This window comes from Arthrobacter sp. NicSoilB8 (assembly GCF_019977355.1).
Taxonomy (GTDB): Bacteria; Actinomycetota; Actinomycetes; order Actinomycetales; family Micrococcaceae; genus Arthrobacter.
This window is the reverse complement of record NZ_AP024655.1, coordinates 2,626,848-2,645,231: the sequence shown is the minus strand read 5'-3', so window position 1 is coordinate 2,645,231 and position 18,384 is coordinate 2,626,848. Positions and strand designations below refer to the sequence as shown.

Genomic DNA, 18,384 nt, shown 5'->3' with positions numbered 1-18,384 from the left:
CCCCCGTAATGCTCGTGGGCCGATCAGTTGCCGTCCGGCGCGGTCGGAAGCTCCTGGGCTCCCGTGCCCGGTGTCTCCGGCGCATTGTGAGGCGGCTGGAGGGCGGAGACGGCGTCGCGGACGAGTCTGAGGTAGGAGTCGTCGGCGTAGAGGCCGTGGGTGTAAAGCTCCAGGGCCGGCAGGGCAAGGCGAAGCAGCATTTGCTGCTGGGAGGCCGGCAGCCCGAGGGTGCGTTCGATGTGCGGGGCCATGGCTATCAGGCCCAGCACGTTGGTGGCGGTCAGGACGGCCAGGGCCCGCGGGTCATCGGAGTGGCGCATCGTGCCGTCCCTCATGCCGGCTCTGATAATCGTTTCGCTCTCGTTGACCAGGACGTCGATGAAGCGGGCCGCGGCGGGGGTGTTCTCGGCCACGACGCGTCCGAGGTAGTTAATCTGTGCCTGGTAGCTGCCGGGGTCAGCCTGGTAGGAGCGCATGACCTCGCTCATGCCCTCCAGCGTGGCCTTTTCATGTGCCCACCCCACCAAGGCCTGGAGCACGTAGTCGTCGCATGCCTGGCGAAGTCCGTCCTCGTCGCCGAACAGGGCAACAATGTCATCGCCGGAGACGCCCGCGGCGCGTGAGATCTCGTCCAGCCCGGGTTTGCTGAACCCGGCAGCCGCGAAATGGGCGACAGCAGCGTCGCGGACCCGCGCCCTCACGCCGTCGTCCCGTTGACTGCCCACCGCGACCACCTTTCCTCCGCCGGTACTCAACATCCTTTGTGTCCAGTGAAGGTGCCCGCCCGGCTCAGCGACAGGGAACAAAGCCCTGATTGGTGACGGCAGCACGTGCGGAGGCTGCCGGAGAACCCGGGGCCGTGACATCAGAATCGGCCCCGTGTTCCTCCGGTCACCAGATGCTGACGCGCTCCTGCGGCGGCATCCACATGCCGTCCTGCTCGGTGACACTGAACGCCGCATGGAACGCGTCGAGGTTTTTGGCGATCTCGTTCGTGCGGAACTCGTTGGGGGAGTGCGGGTCGGTCGCGAGGCGGCGGATGGCCTCTTCATTCCGGATGACCTGCCGCCACCCTGCGGCCCAGGACGCGAAGAACCGCTGGAACCCCGTCATCCCGTCCAGCACCGGCGGTTCCTGGCCGTCGAGGCTGATCAGGTAGGCCTTGTAGGCAATCGTGAGGCCGCCGAGGTCGCCGATGTTCTCGCCCAGGGTCAGCCTGCCGTTGACGTGGTGGCCGGGGGCCGCCGTGGGGGAGAGGGCGTCGAACTGTGCCACCAGCCGGGCGGTCAGAGCCTCGAAAGCGGTGCGGTCGTCCTCGGTCCACCAGTTCCGGAGGAGCCCGCTGCCGTCGTACTGCGAGCCCTGGTCATCGAAGCCGTGGCCGATTTCGTGGCCGATCACGGCGCCGATGCCGCCGTAGTTGACGGCGTCGTCGGCGTCGGCGGTGAAGAACGGCGGCTGCAGGATGGCGGCCGGGAACACGATCTCATTGAGCAGCGGATGGTAGTAGGCGTTGACCGTCTGGGGGGTCATGAGCCACTTCTCCCGGTCCACGGGCTTGCCGACCTCATCGAGGTGGCGGTCGACGTCGGCGCTGTGGCCGCGCTCCACGTTCCCCAGCAGATCGGCGGGATCAATCTCTACGGCGGAGTAGTCGATCCACTTGTCGGGATAGCCGATCTTGGCGCGGAAGGAGTCCAGCTTCTTCAGAGCCTCAAGCTTTGTTGCCTCGCCCATCCACTCCAGCCCGGTGATCGAGTCCCGGTACGCCGCGATCAGGTTGGCAACGAGGGTCTGCATGCGCGCCTTGTTGCCTTCCGGGAAGTGCCGGGCCACGTAGATCTGGCCGACCGCCTCACCAAGGGCTGCCTCGACCACCGCGACGCCGCGCTTCCAGCGGTCCTTGATCCGCGGCGTCCCGCTCAGGGTGGTGCCGTAGAACGCGAAGTTCGCGTCGACGAACGGGGATGACAGGTACGGTGCGGCGGCGCTGAGGACGCGCATGGCGAGCCATTCCTGCCAGGCCGCCAGCGGCTCGGTGTCCAGCAGCGAGGCAGCTCCGGAGAAGAAATCGGGGGTGCTCATCACCAGTTCGGTGCGCTTCTCCGGCACGATGCCGGCGGCGTCGAACCAGTCGGCCAGCAGCGGGAACAGCTCCGCGGCCTGCTCGGCGGACTTCAGGTTGTATGTCTTTTGCGGATTCCGCAGCGTCACGTTGTCCCAGTGGTGCGAGGCCAGCGCAGTTTCCAGTGCCACCACGCGTCCGGCCGCGCCCTCGGGGTCGGCCACGTCCGCCAGGCCCAGCATGGCCGCCACGTGCGCGCGGTAGGCCTGGACCATCGGCGCGAACTTCTCTTCGCGGTAGTACGACTCATCCGGCAGTCCGAGACCGCCCTGGCCGGTGTACAGCAGGATCCGGTCGGGGTTTCCGGCGTCCGGGGCCGGGTAGATGTAGAAGAGCCCCGCCACGTCGGCGCGGAACAGCCGTCCGGCCAACGCCACAAGCCCGGCCACCGACGTTGTGGCGAACACCTCCGCGAGCCGCGCCCGCAGCGGATCCAGGCCCCTGGCTTCCACCGCAGCCTCGTCCATGAAGCTGTTGTAGAGGTCCCCGATTTTCCGCTCAATGCCGGTAGCCTCCGCGCCGCGGGCGGCCGCCTGCTCGATAATTTCCTTCACGGCGAGCTCCGAAGCATCGCGCAGCGCCGTAAACGTGCCCTCCAGCGGCCGGTCGTCCGGAATGACGGTGCTCTTGAGCCAGCTGCCGTTCACGTGCTGGTACAGGTCATCCTGCGGGCTGACGCTGGCGTCGATGGTGGACAGATCTATCCCCGAAAGTGGCACGGATGCTCCTTTGAGAGGCAGGCCGCACCGGCCCGTGGGCCGGTGGAAGGTCTGCATAGTGGACGTTGCGGTTCTCTGGCTCCTTCATCTTACGCACCCGTGTTACTGTGAAATGGTGCGCGCAGAACTGCTTCTTCTTAGCTGCCGCGGCGAGGCCTCAGACGCGATCTAGCGCAAGGCCCACCCTCGCTGCGGAGTTTGTGTTGCCCGGCCACCCTTTCATCAAGAATCACAGAAAAGGCCCCGATAGTAATGCGAAACGCACAGAAGCCCTCAGGAATGCCGGTCCACCGCTACATCCCGTTCCAGGACCAGATCACCGTTGAACTGCCCGACCGCACCTGGCCGGACAAAGTCATCACCAAGGCCCCGCGCTGGTGCGCCGTGGACCTGCGCGACGGCAACCAGGCCCTCATCGATCCCATGAGCCCGGCCCGCAAGCTGAAGATGTTCGACCTGCTGGTCCGGATGGGCTACAAGGAGATCGAGGTCGGCTTCCCCTCGGCGTCGCAGACGGACTTCGACTTCGTCCGGCAGCTGATCGAGGGCAACCACATCCCGGATGATGTCACGATCCAGGTGCTGACCCAGGCCCGCGAACACCTGATCGAGCGGACCTACGAGTCCCTGGTCGGCGCGAAGCAGGCGATCGTCCACCTCTACAACTCCACGTCCGTCCTGCAGCGCCGCGTGGTGTTCAACCAGGACGAAGACGGCATCCTGGATATCGCCCTGCAGGGCGCCCGGCTGTGCAAGAAGTACGAGGAAACCCTCGCGGACACGCACATCACCTACGAATACTCGCCCGAGTCCTTCACCGGAACCGAGCTGGAGTACGCCATCCGCGTCTGCAACGCCATCGCCGACGTCTTCGAGGCATCCGCCGACCGGCAGGTCATCATCAACCTGCCTGCCACGGTGGAAATGGCCACCCCCAACGTCTACGCCGACTCCATCGAGTGGATGAGCCGGAACCTGCACCCGCGCGAGGGCATCATCCTCTCGCTGCACCCGCACAACGACCGCGGCACCGGCGTCGCCGCGGCCGAGCTGGGCTACCTGGCCGGCGCGGACCGGATCGAGGGCTGCCTCTTCGGCAACGGCGAGCGGACCGGCAACGTGGACCTGGTGACCCTGGGCCTGAACATGTTCGTCCAGGGCATCGATCCCATGATCGACTTCTCCAACATCGACGAAGTCCGCCGCACGGTGGAGTACTGCAACCAGCTCCCGGTCGCCGAGCGCGTGCCCTACGGCGGAGACCTCGTCTTCACCGCGTTCTCCGGCTCACACCAGGACGCCATCAAGAAGGGCCTCGAAGCCCTCGAAAAGGATGCCGCCGCCGCCGGCAAGGACGTCGCCGACTACACCTGGCAGGTCCCCTACCTGCCGGTGGACCCGAAGGACCTCGGCCGCAGCTACGAGGCCGTCATCCGGGTCAACTCGCAGTCCGGCAAGGGCGGCGTCGCCTACCTGCTGAAGAACGAGCACAACCTGGACCTGCCGCGCCGGGCCCAGATCGAATTCTCCGGCGTTATCCAGAAGCAGACCGACACGGTGGGCGGCGAGGTCAGCGGCGCTCAGCTCTGGCAGGTCTTCCAGGATGAATACCTGCCCTCCGGATCCGCCGACACCCAATGGGGGCGCTACGCTCTCGGCTCGATCAGCACGGAAACGGGCGAGGACGGCGCCATGACCCTGACCGCCGCCTTGAAGATCGACGGCACCCAGGTCCGTCGCACCGGCACCGGCAACGGCCCCATCGCCGCCCTGCTGAGTATCCTGCGCGAGGACGGCGTTGACGTCCGGGTTCTGGACTACAGCGAGCACGCCCTGTCCGAGGGCGGCAGCGCCCTGGCCGCGGCCTATGTCGAATGCGCCGTGGGGGAGCGGGTGCTTTGGGGTGTGGGAATCGACGCGAACACCATCACGGCTTCGCTCAAGGCCGTCATCTCGGCCGTGAACCGGGCCATCCGGGACGCCCGCGCCTGATTCGTCCGCTGAGGCTGTTGACACGGGTCATGAAGCACGCTGCGCCGCCGGACCTCTCCGGCGGCGCAGTTTTCTTTGCCTCAGCGGTGTTTTACCTCAGCGGTGTCTTACCTCGGCGGTGTTTTACCTCGGGGGTGTTTTACCTCGGCGGTGCCGCCCGTACCGTGTTTCCGCAAAGACAGTGCGAAGATTAACTGTGGTCCAACAATCCTTCGCAGCGCGCGCCTACCGTGATGACGCCGTCGTGCTTCGCACCCACAAGCTGGGCGAGGCGGACCGCATCATCACCCTGCTGACCAAGCACCACGGCCAGGTCCGTGCGGTGGCGAAGGGCGTCCGCCGCACCAGCAGCCGTTTCGGCGCCAGGCTGGAGCCGTTCATGGTGGCGGACCTCCAGCTGATTTCCGGACGCACCCTGGACGTCGTCACGCAGGCCGTGGCCAAGGGCGCCTACGGCAGCAACATCGCCGCGGACTATGGCCGATACACTGTGGCCGCCGCCATGACCGAGACGGCGGAAAAGCTCACCGACGTCGACGGCGAAGCCGGCACCGCCCAGTACAACCTCCTGGTCGGGGCACTGGCGTCGCTAAGCCGGGGCGATCACGCCCCCGAACTCATCCTGGACTCCTACCTGCTGCGCGCCCTCGCGACCGGCGGCTGGGCGCCCAGCTTCACCGACTGCGCCCGGTGCGGCGCCCCCGGCCCGCACACCGCGTTTTCCGCGCCGCTGGGCGGCATGGTCTGCGCCGACTGCCGGCCGCCGGGGTCCCCGGCGCCGGCCGCGGAAACCGTGCTCCTGCTGGGTGCCCTGCTCACCGGCAACTGGTCGACGGCGGATGCCTCCGCATCGGTTCACCGCCGGGAAGCGGCCGGCCTGGTGGCCAGCTACCTGCAGTGGCATCTGGAGCGAGTCCTGAAATCCCTCAAACATGTGGAGCGAACGTAGAAGTGGCACTGGGAAGAAGCTTGGGAAGGAACCTGGAGAAAAGCCAGGCAAAGCAGGGCAACGGCCGGCGGCGGACCGCCCCGGTGGTGGCCCCCTATCCGCACCCGTCCGGCGCTGTTCCGCCCGCCATCCCCGCTGAATTCATTCCGCGGCACGTGGCAATCGTCATGGACGGCAACGGACGCTGGGCCAACCAGCGCGGCCTGCCCAGGATCGAGGGGCACAAGGCGGGGGAGCCGGCCCTGCTGGACGTCATGGCCGGGGCTATCGAGCTCGGGATCGAGCACGTCAGCGTGTACGCTTTCTCCACCGAGAACTGGCGGCGGTCCCCGGAAGAAGTGCGCTTCCTTATGGGGTTCAACAAGGACGTGCTGCGCCGGCAGCGGAACCAGCTCGATGACTGGGGCGTCCGCATCCGCTGGTCCGGGCGGCGCCCGAAACTGTGGGGCTCGGTGATCCGCGAACTCGAAGAGGCCGAGGACTACACCCGGGGCAACAGCACCTGCACCCTGAACATGTGTGTGAACTACGGCGGACGCGCCGAGATCGCCGACGCCGTCTCCGCGATCGCCGAGGAAGTGGCCCAGGGCCGGCTCAAGCCCGGCGCCATCACCGAGCGGACCATCCAGAAGTTCCTGGACGAGCCCGACCTGCCGGACGTTGACCTGTTCCTGCGCAGTTCCGGCGAACAGCGGCTGTCCAACTTCATGCTGTGGCAGTCGGCCTACGCAGAGTTCGTTTTCATGGACACCCTGTGGCCGGACGTGGACCGGCGCACGCTGTGGGACGCGGTGGAGATCTATGCGCAGCGGGACCGGCGGTATGGAGGAGCGGTTGATGCCGCTCCGGCCGTCGGGCGCCAGGGCACCTAGGCGGCCTGCGGCGGGGGACTGTGTCGCTGGTGCCCGGAAGCCGGCGGTCGTGGGTGCCGTCGTCGTGTTCCACGTCAGTCGAACACGTACGCCCTGATCCACCGGGACAGCCGGGCGTAGGCGTCGGCGCGGACGCGGGGTGCGGAGAGGAAGACGTCATGCAGGGCGCCGTCAATCCGCTCCAGCGTGACCGTGCGGCCCAGGCTGAGGGCCCGCAGCGCGATCGTGTTCACGTCAAGGACCGCGTCCGTGCGGCGCATCGACTCCTTCCAGAACATTCCGTTGGCGCTGGCCCCCGAAATCAGCACGAGAATGGGTACCTCGATGTTCAGGCCACGGGCCACCCTGGCCTGTCCGGAGAGGACGGCGCTGAGCCAGCCGGCGCGGACCGGAAAGGCATGCGGCGGACGGTAGGCGTCGTCCAGGGCCCATTCGCCTTCCGCGGCGCTGCTGATGCTGCGCCAGTAGAAGGCCCGTTCCGGCAGGCGGATGACCGACTCTGGCCAGAACCGCGCGAACGGCTCCACCATCGTCCGGGCCGCGCGGCGCAGGGCCGGGCTCCCATGAACTTCCAGCCACGGGCTGTCGAGGACCAGCTGGGAGGCCACCCCCGGGTGCCGGTCGGCCCACAGCGCCGCGATCAGGCCGCCGGTGGAGTGGCCCATGAGCGTCAGCTGGGGTGCCTCGCCCTCCGGCCGGAGCGAGCCGATGATGCCGATCGCGGCCGTAATCTCGGCGTCGTAGTCATCCAGGTCCGCGACGTAACCGCCGTGGGTTCCCGGCCGGAGGCTGCGGCCGTGGTTGTGCATGTCCAGGGCGAAAAAATCGAATCCCTTGCCGGTCCAGAACTCCGCGAGTTCCTCATTGAAGAAGTAGTCGCTCCAACCGTGCAGGAAGAGCACGGCCCGGCCCGGCGGCGCGGTTGACGCCGGGGTTCCTGCCTGATCTTCCGTCCCGGCTTCTACGCCGGTTTCAGCCGCGGTTTCGGCCGCCATTGCCGCCCCGGCGACGGGTTCGGCGGCGGGTTCGACCGCCCGCTCGGCGCGTGCTGCGGGTTCTGCCGGACGTTCCGCGGGGTTCAAGGGCGTATGACGGACTAGGGTGGCAGTGCGCAGCACACCGTCAGGGCCGGCGGCCTCGAAGGCGCACGACTGGAAGTCGTCGCCCAGTATGTCGGTCTGCCACTGCATCGGCTTTCCTCCTGCCCTGCTAACTATGCGGCATATTGCGTCGCTTGCTATGGGTTGGCTACGCCGCCAGCGCCGCGGCGCGCCCCGCCGAACGTCCTGAGAAGAGGCACCCGCCCAGGAACGTCCCCTCAAGCGCCCGGTAGCCGTGGATGCCGCCGCCGCCGAACCCCGCAGCCTCACCGGCGGCGAACAAGCCTGGCACGGGCCGACCGGCGGCATCCAGCACCCGCGACTGCAAATCCGTATGGAGCCCGCCGAGGCTCTTACGCGTCAGGACCGAGAGCCTGACGGCGAGCAGGGGGCCGTGGCGCGGATCTAGCAGCCGGTGCGGCGGCGCCACCCGCATGATCTTGTCGGTGGCGAATCGGCGGGCAGCCCGGATGGCGGCCAGTTGCGGATCCTTGCCCAGCCCGCTGGAAAACTGCCGGTCCCGGGCACGGATCAGGGCGTCCAGGGCCCCGGGGTCAATGAGCTGCCGGCCCGCCAGATGGTTCATCTGCCCGGCCAGCCCGGCGGGGGACCCGGCCTGCAGGAAGTCGGTGCCGTGGTCCAGGAACCGCTGCAAGGGCGTATCGCTGCCCGGCTTGAGCCTCGAGGCGAGCAGGCGGACATCCTTGCCGGTGAGGTCCGGGTTCTGCTCTGATCCGGACAGCGCGAACTCCTTCAGGGCGATCGTCCGGTTGAGGACAAACCATGAATGGGAATGTCCCGTGGCCAGGATGTGGCGCAAAGCGCCGAGCGAGTCGAAGCCGGGAAACAGGGGAGGGGGAAGCATCTGCCCCGTCGCATCCAGCCACAGGGCCGACGGTCCGGGCAGGATCCGGATGCCGTGCCGCGGCCAGACCGGGGCATGGTTGTGGATGCCCTCCGGGTAATGCCACATCCGGTCACCATTGATGAGCCTGCCGCCGGCGCGGCTCACAGCCGGCAGGAAGTCGCCGTCGACGGAAGCGGGCACGCCGCTCAACATCGTTGCCGGCGCCCCGCCACCGGGCCACTGTTCGCGGACCGCATCGTGGTTGCCGCCGATCCCGCCGCTCGTCACCACGACGGCGGCGGCCGCAACCTCGAAAGTGCCCGCCGTGCGCCGGGAAGACTGTTCACCCCGCCCCGCGCTGCTGGCCTCGAGTTGTTCGCCGCGGACGCCGCTTACCCGGCCCGCAGTTTTGATGAGCCCGGTGGCCCGGTGCCGGAAATGGAAGGATACGCGCCCGGCGGCAACGCCATCGCGGAGTTTGGCCAGGAAGGGCGCCACCAGGGCCGGTCCGGTGCCCCACGCGACGTGGAAGCGCGGGACCGTGTTGCCGTGGCCGGCAGGGCCGTAGCCGCCGCGCTCCGCCCACTGCACCAGCGGGAACAGCCTCACGCCCAGGGCGGCGAGCCAGGCCCGCTTCTCCCCGGAGGCGAAGTTCACGTACGCGGCCGCCCATTCTTTGGCCAGCGCGTCGTCCGCACGGTCAAATCCGGCGGAGGCGTGCCAGTCGGCGAGGGCCAGCTCCTCACTGTCACGCACGCCGAGCCGACGCTGTTCGGGGGAGTTGACCAGAAACAGGCCGCCAAAGGACCAGTGTGCCTGGCCGCCGACGGACGCCTCGGGTTCCTGGTCCAGGACGGCCACCCGCCGGCCGGCGGCGTAGGCCTGGGCCGCCGCCACGAGCCCGGCCAGTCCGGCGCCGACCACCACGACGTCGGCCTCGATCCGCCCGTCCGGCGCCCCGCGCCCGGCCGTTCCGACACCATCATTGCTGGTCATGGCTTCATGCTAACTCGCACCGCCCTCTTCCGCCGCCGCATCCAGGGCGCGAGGCGCCGCAGTCATAACCGCAGTCACTGCCCCAGTCACAACCGCAGTCCGCGGGCGCGCTGGTTTGGTCTGCGCGGCCCGAACCGGAAAACTAGAGGCATGCGCGTATATCCCACATTCTTCCGGCTGGCCTTTTCGTGGATGGACGCCGAACGCGCCCATAAGATCGGGTTCAAGGCCATCCGGCTGGCCCACAGTTGCGGCGCCGGGCGGGTGCTGCAGAAGTTCACCGCCCCGGCCGCTTCCCTGCAGACCCAGGCGTTCGGCCTGACCTTTCCCTCGCCGTTCGGGCTGGCGGCGGGCTTCGACAAGGAAGGCCACGGCATCGAGGCGCTCACGGAGCTCGGCTTCGGCCACGTGGAAGTCGGCACCATCACCGGCCAGGCCCAGCCCGGCAACCCGGCTCCCCGGCTGTTCCGCCTTGTGGAAGACCGGGCCGTGATCAACCGGATGGGCTTCAACAACGACGGCGCCGCGGCGGTGGCCCCGCGCTTGAAGTCCGCCCGGGCCGCCCTGCAGCGCCGGCATCCCGGCGTGCGGCCCGTGATCGGCGTGAACATCGGCAAGAGCAAGGTGGTTGGACTCGAGGACGCGGTCTCGGACTACCTCATCAGCGCGCGCAGCCTCGCCCCGGCGGCCGACTATCTTGTGGTCAACGTCAGTTCGCCCAACACGCCGGGCCTCCGGCTGCTGCAGGACGTTGAGACCCTGCGCCCGCTGCTGGCCGCCGTGGGCGAGGAGGCGGACAAGGCTGCGGGCCGCCATGTTCCCCTCCTGGTCAAGATCGCGCCCGACCTCAGCGATGAGGACATCGACGACGTCGCACGGCTGGCGCTGGACCTGAAACTGGACGGCATCATCGCCACCAACACCACGATCGCCCGCACGGGACTCGCCTCCAGCCCGGACAAGGTCGAAGCGTGCGGCGCCGGCGGTCTCTCCGGTGCGCCGCTGAAGCATCGGTCCCTGGAGGTCTTGGCCCGGCTCAAGTCCGTCACGGGCGGTGCGCTGACGCTCGTCTCGGTGGGCGGCGTCGAAACGGCGCAGGATGTCCAGGAACGCCTCGACGCGGGCGCCACGCTCGTCCAGGGGTACACAGCCTTCCTATACGAAGGACCCTTCTGGGCCGCCCGCATCAACCGGCTGCTGGCAAAGCACCCGAGCCGGCGCTGATATGTAGGCGCCGGTACACCGCAGCCGCGCAAGTCCCCCCAGCCTGCAAGTCACCGCAGCCCCGCAAGGCCGCGAGGACGTAGCCCCGCGAGGACGCCAGACCCGAATGTACAACCGCGAAGCCCCCGGCAGATGAACTGCCGGGGGCTTCGCGGTAGAAGAATCTAGGGGTGGACGATCAGGAGGGGAACTGGCCGCGGCTGACCTGCGGCTTGGGCAGGCGCAGGCGGCGGAACTGCAGGGAGCGCATGGAGCCGTACCAGACGGTGCCGCGCTCCACCTCGCCGAATTTTTCGCCGAGCCGCTTCCTGAGCTTGCGGGAGAGGATGAAGACGTCCACGAACACGGCGAGGAACATGACCCAGAAGCCGCCCAGGACGTAGATCATCTGCTGGCTGGACGCCGGCACGAGCAGCGAGATGACTACGAACAAGAGCGCGCCGAACATGAGGTACTCGCCCAGGCTGAAGCGGGCGTCGACGTAGTCACGGGCGAAACGCTTCTGCGGACCCTTGTCCCGGACCGGCAGGAACTTCTCGTCACCGCTGTCCATGGCCTGCCGCATCTTAAGCCGCTGCTCCGTGACAGCCGCGCGCTCGGCAGCCTTGGAAGCCTTGCGGTCCTCCGGCACGAGCGGCCGCTTGCGGGCCGCCTCCTGGGCGCTGCGCTTGGGCGTGGGCGCGCCCTTGCCGGTCACGGTGCCCCGGGCTGCTGCCTCGGCCGCCTGCTGGTCAACTACGTCCTGCGCCGATGGCGCTTCTTTTTTACGTCCAAACACCCCTAAAGAATACCCCGCAGACACAGCCCCGAGACCCAGCCCACACGGCCTCGGCCCGGCGATGACGCTGTTTGTCGTGATTCAGCACACGGGTAGTGTTTTGGCCATGACTTCATCAACCGCGGGGAACCCGCAGACCGCCATGAACCACGCCGGCACCATCGATGCCGATGCCCTCCGCCAGGCCGTTACCGAATCGTTCGAACAGACGATCAGCCAGCTGACGGACCTTGTAGCCATCCCGGGCATCGCCTGGCCGAGCTTTGACCCGGCTCCGCTGAACCGCAGCGCCGACGCCGTCGCCGGCCTCGTGCGGAACAGCGGCTTCGACGACGTCCGGATCTTGCGCTGCGACAAGGAGGATGGGACACCCGGCGGCCCCGCGGTAGTCGCCCGCCGCCCCGCCGCCGCGGGCAAACCTACGGTGCTGCTGTACGCCCACCACGACGTCCAGCCCACCGGCGACCTCGCGCTGTGGGAAACCGACCCCTTTACCGCCGTCGAACGCGACGGGCGGCTCTTCGGCCGCGGCGCCGCGGATGACAAAGCCGGCATCCTCGCCCACATCGCGGCGTACGCCGCGGTGACGCGCGTGCTCGGGGACGAACTGGGCCTGGGCGTGACGTTCTTCTTCGAAGGTGAGGAAGAGGCCGGGTCGCCGACGTTCCGGTCCTTCCTCGAGACCCACCGCGAACTGCTCCGCGCGGACGTGATCGTCGTGGCCGACTCCAGCAACTGGAAGGTCGGCATTCCCGCCCTCACCACGAGCCTGCGCGGCCTCGTGGACGGCACCATCGAGGTCAAGGTCCTGGACCACGCCGTGCATTCGGGCATGTTCGGCGGCCCGGTGCTCGACGCACCGACACTGCTGGCCCGCCTGATCGCGACCCTCCACGACGACGACGGCAGTGTCGCCATCGAGGGGCTGGTGAGCCGCGACGACGTCACCGTGGACCTCACCGAAGCGGAATACCGCGCCGACGCCTCGGTGCTCGACGGCGTGAAACTCGCCGGAACGGGAAGCATTGCCTCACGCATGTGGACCAAGCCCGCGCTGTCCATCATCGGCTTCGACGCCCCGGCCGTGGACGTCGCCTCAAATACGCTGCTGCCGCGGGCGCGGGCCAAGTTCAGCCTGCGCCTGGCTCCCGGGCAGGATCCGGCGGCGGCCATGGCGGCCGTCCGCAAGCACGTCGAGGCCAACGCCCCGTTCGGGGCCCACGTGGTGTTCACGCCGGGGGAGAGCGGCAGCTCCTTCCTGACCGACACCACCTCCAAGGCCGCAACGGCCGCCATGTGGGCCCTCGGGGAGGCCTGGGGCGTACCCGCCGTTGAAATGGGGATCGGCGGGTCCATTCCGTTCATCGCGGACCTGACGGAGATCTATCCGGACGTGCAGATCCTGGTGACGGGGGTCGAGGATCCCGACTCCCGCGCCCACAGCGCCAATGAATCCCTGCACCTCGACGACTTCCGGAATGCGATCATCGCCGAAGCCCTGCTGCTGGCACGCCTGAACGAGGACGGTGCCGTCTAAGCCGCCGCGCCGCCCCTCCGTTCCCGGGGAACATCCAGCCGCTTCCGACGGTTACGTCAGAAGTTAGAGCTACAAGGCTGCGCGTCGTAGCATGTAGCTATAGCCCATACCGTTTAAGTAGGGGCGGGCACCGTGCGAGCGGAGCCGCCACCACCGTTGCAAGAAGGTAGGCCATGAGCACTACAACCAATGAAAACAGCGCCGACGCCACGGCCCCCGAGGCCGGTGAGCTGGCCACGCACGAGGTCATGCTGACCGACGTCGCGGCCGGCAAGGTCCGCAGCCTCCTCGAGCAGGAAGGCCGCACCGATCTGCGCCTGCGCGTTGCCGTGCAGCCCGGCGGTTGCTCCGGCCTGATCTACCAGCTCTACTTCGACGAGCGGCTGCTCGACGGAGACGCCGTGCGAGACTACGACGGCGTGGAAGTGGTCGTCGACAAGATGAGCGTTCCGTACCTCAGCGGCGCCAGCATCGACTTCGAGGACACCATCTCGAAGCAGGGCTTCACGATCGACAATCCGAACGCCGGAGGCTCCTGCGCCTGCGGGGATTCATTCCACTAATTACTTCCACTAAGGCCGGGCATATTGCCCGGCCTTAGTGCCGCCGGATCCTCAACGAGCGGGACCTTCAAAAAGGTCCCGACGCACGGTGCGGACATGTGGGCGAAAACTCGCGGGGAGCGGTAAGCTCTACACCGAGTAGTAAAACTTTTCGTTTGTCCTGCCCGTCATTCGCGGGACAACAGCAACAAGTAGGAAGGGCCGTCTGTGAGTTCGCAGAACCGAACCGGCAGCCGACGCAAACAGATCTCTACGATCACTGGCTTGGCACTAGCCGGCGCGTTGGCTTTGACTGGATGTTCACCAGAGGTTGAGAGGGGCTGGTTGCCCACCGAGCGTGGGACCACCAGTAATACTGACCGCATCATGGACCTCTGGGTCAACTCATGGATTGCCGCGCTGGTCGTCGGCATCATCACCTGGGGCCTGATGATCTGGTGCATCGTCGCTTACCGTCGCCGCAAGGGCACGGTGGGCTTCCCCCGCCAGAGCAGCTTCAACCTTCCCCTGGAAGTCTTCTACCTGACGATCCCGCTGTTCATGGTCCTGGTGTTCTTCTACTTCACCGACCGCGACCAGCAGCAGATCGATGACCGCTCCAAGCCGGCCGACGTCGTCGTCGACGTCCGCGGCAAGCAGTGGGCGTGGGACTTCAACTACAAGAAGGGCGACGTCGTCACCGAGGACGTCCACGAAGCGGGCGTCCAGGCGCACCTGACCGGCAACAACGTGGACAAGGAAAAGCTGCCCACCCTGTACCTGCCGGTCAACAAGTCGGTTGACCTCGAGCTCAACGCCCGCGACGTCATCCACTCCTTCTGGGTGCCCGCGTTCCTGCAGAAGCGGGACATGATCCCCGGCAAGACCAACTACATCCGGTTGACTCCCACCAGGGAGGGAACCTACGACGGCAAGTGCGCCGAACTTTGTGGCGAGTACCACTCCGAAATGCTGTTCCGCGTGAAGGTTGTCTCCGAGACGGAGTTCCAGGCGCACATGAACCAGCTGCGCCAGGACGGGAACACCGGCCTGCTCGGTGAAGAGTACGACCGCAACCCGGCCCCGACCGAAACCAAGTAAGGGGAGCGACGTGGCAACTTACACTCAATCCGCCGGGGTCCTCGAGGCTCCCGTAGTACCCAAATCCAAGGGGCGCATCGTCGTCAACTGGATCACCTCGACCGACCACAAGACGATCGGGTACATGTACCTGATCGCCTCGTTCGTCTTCTTCTGCTTCGGCGGCATCATGGCGCTGCTGATCCGTGCCGAGCTCTTCGAGCCCGGCATGCAGATCCTGCAGACCAAAGAGCAGTACAACCAGCTCTTCACCATGCACGGCACCGTGATGCTCCTGATGTTCGCGACGCCGCTGTTCGCGGGCTTCACCAACGTGATCATGCCGCTGCAGATCGGTGCCCCCGACGTCGCGTTCCCGCGACTGAACGCACTGGCCTTCTGGTTCTTCCTCTTCGGCTCCACGATTGCCGTCTCCGGATTCATCACCCCGCAGGGTGCCGCGTCCTTCGGCTGGTTCGCCTACGCGCCGCTGTCCAACACGACGTTCAGCCCCGGCGTGGGCGGTGACCTCTGGGTCTTCGGCCTGGCACTCTCCGGTTTCGGCACCATCCTTGGCGCCGTCAACTTCATCACCACGATCATCTGCATGCGCGCCCCGGGCATGACCATGTGGCGGATGCCGATCTTCACCTGGAACGCCCTCGTGACGTCCATCCTCGTCCTGATGGCCTTCCCGCCGCTGGCTGCCGCGCTGTTCGCTCTCGGTGCCGACCGCCGCTTTGGCGCTCACATCTTCGACCCGGAGAACGGCGGCGCCGTCCTCTGGCAGCACCTGTTCTGGTTCTTCGGCCACCCCGAGGTGTACATCATCGCGCTGCCGTTCTTCGGCATCGTCTCCGAGATCTTCCCGGTCTTCAGCCGCAAGCCGATCTTCGGCTACAAGGGCCTGGTCTACGCGACCATCTCCATCGCCGCCCTGTCCGTGACCGTGTGGGCCCACCACATGTACGTCACCGGCTCGGTCCTGCTGCCCTTCTTCTCCTTCATGACGATGCTGATCGCCGTTCCGACCGGTGTGAAGTTCTTCAACTGGATCGGCACCATGTGGCGCGGTTCCATCACCTTCGAAACCCCCATGCTCTGGAGCATCGGCTTCCTGGCGACGTTCCTCTTCGGCGGCCTGACCGGCATCATCCTGGCCTCCCCGCCCCTGGACTTCCACGTCTCGGACTCCTACTTCGTCGTGGCGCACTTCCACTACGTGGTCTTCGGCACGGTCGTGTTCGCCATGTTCGCGGGTTTCTACTTCTGGTGGCCCAAATGGACCGGCAAGATGCTCAACGAGCGCCTCGGCAAGATCCACTTCTGGATGCTGTTCCTCGGGTTCCACGGCACCTTCCTGATCCAGCACTGGCTGGGCGTCGAGGGCATGCCCCGCCGCTACGCCGACTACATGCCGCAGGACGGGTTCACATGGATGAACCAGTTCTCCACCATCGCCTCGTTCGTCCTGGGCGCCTCGCTGATCCCGTTCTTCTGGAACGTCTACATCACCTGGCGCAGCAACGAGCGTGTTGAAGTTGATGACCCGTGGGGCTTTGGTGCCTCGCTCGAGTGGGCCACTTCCTGCCCGCCGCCGCGCCACAACTTCACATCCCTGCCCCGCATCCGCTCCGAGCGTCCCGCGCTGGACCTGCACCACCCGGAGCTCTCCCAGTCCTACACCGTCGACTCTCCTGCCCCGGCAGCAGCAGCCCTCGGTAACGCCGACCAGAAGGACACCGCCAAGTGAAAATCGAATCAAGGATCTTTGGCCTCGGCGTCTTCTTCTTCGTCCCGGTGGCGTTCATCTACGGCTACCTGACCCACTGGAGTGAATGGGTCGGCGCGCTGGCCATCCTGCTGGTCGGCGGCCTCGCCGGCATGATCGGCGCGTACCTCGGCTTCACCGGCCGACGCGTGGGCATGCGCCCCGAGGACCGCAACGACGCCGAGATCCACGAAGGCGCCGGCGAACAGGGACACTTCAGCCCCTGGAGCTGGTGGCCGCTGGTCCTGGGCATCTCTTGCGCCCTCGGGTTCCTCGGCCTGGCCGTGGGCTGGTGGATCGTCTTCATCGCCGCTGGCCTGGCGGTCGTCGCCCTGGTCGGCTGGGTCTACGAGTACAGCCGCGGTGACCACGCGCACTAGCGCCACCCGGACTATAAGTTCATAACGCACGACGGCGGGCCCCACCATTGGTGGGGCCCGCCGTCGTATGCGTGCTTAGCGCTTCGATTGCCGGGGATGGACGTGCCGGGCGTAGCCGGCGCAACTGCCGGTGCAGAGACCTCAGGCGGCGGCTGCCGACTCCAACAGGATCCGGAGTTCCTCCAGCGCATTCTCCGCCTCCGTGAGGCTGCAGCGGGCCGGAAGGGCATCCGCCGCAACAGCCAGCTCCACCTCACAGCCGCACTCGAAGTCCTCGGTCATGACCTCCAATAGGGAACGGGCGTCCACGCCGGGTCTGCCGTCCTTGCTGATGGTTACCGGGAGGCCGGTGGCCGTGACGGCCCGGACAAAAACGGCTGCCGGCCGGGCGTGGAGGCCGATGGCGGCCGTGACGATTGCCTTGCGAACTGGCAACGGGACTCCCTTGTGCTCGTGTTTTGTTCTGCTCCCTTCAAGGGTAGCCGCGGGGGAGGGGGCCGCACGACTTGCGACGGTCCGGTGGTCTAGACCTGCCGAGGCGGGGGCTTACCCTTGATATATGACTCAATTCTGCAGGCCGGAACACCACCCGAGGCTCCGCCATGGCCTCCTCTAACGCGTCCCGGATGCTCGGCGAGATTGACCGGCAGAGCGGCATTCCCATCTATGTGCAGCTGCGGGAGATCCTCAGGGCGCACATTGCTGCCGCGTGCCCGCCGGGTTCGGCCCTGCCGTCCGAGCGCGACCTCGCTGTGCGGTTCGGTCTCGCCCGGATGACCGTCCGGCAGGCCATCGACGCGCTCGTGGGCGAGGAAGTGATTGAACGCGTCGTGGGGCTGGGCACGTTCGTGCGCAAGCCCAAGCTTGACCTGCAGGTCAAGCTGACGTCCTACAGCGAGGAGATGCAGCGCCGCGGCATGGTGCCCGCAGCCAAGGTCTTGAGCTTCGAACAGATCGGCGCCAGCGCTTTCCTGGCCCGCGAGCTGCAGCTGGAGGAGGGCACGCCCCTGGTCAGGTTCCGGCGGCTCCTGCTGGCCGACAACGAGCCCATGAGCGTTGACGAGAACTTCATCCCGGCACACCGGGTGCCAGGGCTGCTCGACGGCGAGCCGCCCACATCCCTCTACAACGTGCTCAGCGAACGCTACGGACTGGTCATGGAATGGGGCGAGGACATGATCGAGGCGACGGCCGCATCGCCGTCCACCGCCCGGCTCCTGAACGTCGAGGTCGGCACTCCGCTGCTGAAGATCCAGCGCCACGCCTTCGTGGCCCGCGCCATGGTCGACTACTCCGTGTCCTACTACCGGGCCGACCGATACAAACTCTGGGTGCCGCTGCAGCGGCCCGGCGTCCGGCCCACCCGCAACTACGCCTCAGGGTACCGCCCCTAGCCACAGCAACGCGGGGTCACTTAGCGCCCATCCCGAGGGGGTTTATGGGCGCGGAGTGACCCCGCGTTGGTTTTTTGT

At 67.2% G+C, this 18,384-nt stretch carries 16 protein-coding genes; 10 read left to right on the top strand and 6 right to left on the bottom strand.

Going from position 1 to position 18,384, the window contains the following annotated elements; translation table 11 throughout:
- Window positions 1–23: 23 nt before the first annotated feature.
- The gene (locus tag LDO15_RS11890; protein WP_223979044.1) at window positions 24–725 is read right to left on the bottom strand and encodes a TetR/AcrR family transcriptional regulator; all 702 of its coding nucleotides are present in this window, start codon (window positions 723–725) and stop codon (window positions 24–26) included.
- 166 nt (window positions 726–891) lie between these two features.
- Entirely contained in the window at window positions 892–2,844 is a 1,953-nt protein-coding gene (locus LDO15_RS11885) for a M13-type metalloendopeptidase (RefSeq protein WP_276572918.1), read from the bottom strand.
- A gap of 252 nt (window positions 2,845–3,096) precedes the next feature.
- On the opposite strand from LDO15_RS11885, the gene leuA reads away from it, so the two are divergent.
- The 3 genes from leuA to LDO15_RS11870 all read left to right on the top strand — a co-directional run bounded on the left by leuA (window position 3,097) and on the right by LDO15_RS11870 (window position 6,657).
- Entirely contained in the window at window positions 3,097–4,836 is a 1,740-nt protein-coding gene (gene leuA / locus LDO15_RS11880; RefSeq protein WP_223979042.1) for a 2-isopropylmalate synthase, read from the top strand.
- A gap of 196 nt (window positions 4,837–5,032) precedes the next feature.
- On the top strand, window positions 5,033–5,785 hold the full coding sequence (gene recO, locus LDO15_RS11875; RefSeq protein WP_223979041.1) for a DNA repair protein RecO: 753 nt from the start codon (window positions 5,033–5,035) through the stop codon (window positions 5,783–5,785).
- Window positions 5,786–5,805: 20 nt separating this feature from the next.
- Entirely contained in the window at window positions 5,806–6,657 is an 852-nt protein-coding gene (locus tag LDO15_RS11870) for an isoprenyl transferase (RefSeq protein WP_223979040.1), read from the top strand.
- 74 nt (window positions 6,658–6,731) lie between these two features.
- On the opposite strand, the gene LDO15_RS11865 is transcribed toward LDO15_RS11870, so the two are convergent.
- A complete protein-coding gene (locus LDO15_RS11865; RefSeq protein WP_223979039.1) occupies window positions 6,732–7,847 on the bottom strand; it encodes an alpha/beta hydrolase in 1,116 nt (371 codons plus the stop codon).
- A gap of 58 nt (window positions 7,848–7,905) precedes the next feature.
- The gene (locus tag LDO15_RS11860; RefSeq protein WP_223979038.1) at window positions 7,906–9,600 is read right to left on the bottom strand and encodes an FAD-binding dehydrogenase; all 1,695 of its coding nucleotides are present in this window, start codon (window positions 9,598–9,600) and stop codon (window positions 7,906–7,908) included.
- Between the two features lie 150 nt (window positions 9,601–9,750).
- On the opposite strand from LDO15_RS11860, the gene LDO15_RS11855 reads away from it, so the two are divergent.
- A complete protein-coding gene (locus tag LDO15_RS11855; protein ID WP_223979036.1) occupies window positions 9,751–10,824 on the top strand; it encodes a quinone-dependent dihydroorotate dehydrogenase in 1,074 nt (357 codons plus the stop codon).
- Between the two features lie 178 nt (window positions 10,825–11,002).
- Here LDO15_RS11855 and LDO15_RS11850 read toward each other — a convergent pair whose 3' ends face one another.
- Window positions 11,003–11,602, bottom strand: coding sequence for a DUF3043 domain-containing protein (locus LDO15_RS11850; protein ID WP_223979035.1), 600 nt, complete (start codon window positions 11,600–11,602; stop codon window positions 11,003–11,005).
- Between the two features lie 106 nt (window positions 11,603–11,708).
- Between LDO15_RS11850 and LDO15_RS11845 the strand changes: the two genes are divergently transcribed.
- The 5 genes from LDO15_RS11845 to LDO15_RS11825 all read left to right on the top strand — a co-directional run bounded on the left by LDO15_RS11845 (window position 11,709) and on the right by LDO15_RS11825 (window position 16,912).
- The gene (locus tag LDO15_RS11845) at window positions 11,709–13,139 is read left to right on the top strand and encodes a dipeptidase (RefSeq protein WP_223979034.1); all 1,431 of its coding nucleotides are present in this window, start codon (window positions 11,709–11,711) and stop codon (window positions 13,137–13,139) included.
- Between the two features lie 173 nt (window positions 13,140–13,312).
- Entirely contained in the window at window positions 13,313–13,702 is a 390-nt protein-coding gene (locus LDO15_RS11840; protein WP_091251656.1) for an iron-sulfur cluster assembly accessory protein, read from the top strand.
- Between the two features lie 207 nt (window positions 13,703–13,909).
- A complete protein-coding gene (gene coxB, locus LDO15_RS11835; RefSeq protein ID WP_223979033.1) occupies window positions 13,910–14,782 on the top strand; it encodes a cytochrome c oxidase subunit II in 873 nt (290 codons plus the stop codon).
- A 10-nt stretch (window positions 14,783–14,792) separates the two neighbouring features.
- Complete coding sequence (gene ctaD / locus LDO15_RS11830; protein WP_223979032.1) at window positions 14,793–16,514, top strand: cytochrome c oxidase subunit I; 1,722 nt, start codon at window positions 14,793–14,795, stop codon at window positions 16,512–16,514.
- A complete protein-coding gene (locus LDO15_RS11825) occupies window positions 16,511–16,912 on the top strand; it encodes a cytochrome c oxidase subunit 4 (RefSeq protein WP_223979031.1) in 402 nt (133 codons plus the stop codon). The genes ctaD and LDO15_RS11825 overlap by 4 nt, the downstream gene beginning before the upstream one ends.
- 141 nt (window positions 16,913–17,053) lie before the next feature.
- Here LDO15_RS11825 and LDO15_RS11820 read toward each other — a convergent pair whose 3' ends face one another.
- Window positions 17,054–17,347, bottom strand: a complete 294-nt coding sequence (locus LDO15_RS11820; protein ID WP_223979030.1) for an HPr family phosphocarrier protein — start codon at window positions 17,345–17,347, stop codon at window positions 17,054–17,056.
- Between the two features lie 167 nt (window positions 17,348–17,514).
- On the opposite strand from LDO15_RS11820, the gene LDO15_RS11815 reads away from it, so the two are divergent.
- The gene (locus LDO15_RS11815; protein WP_223979028.1) at window positions 17,515–18,306 is read left to right on the top strand and encodes a GntR family transcriptional regulator; all 792 of its coding nucleotides are present in this window, start codon (window positions 17,515–17,517) and stop codon (window positions 18,304–18,306) included.
- Window positions 18,307–18,384: the final 78 nt, after the last annotated feature.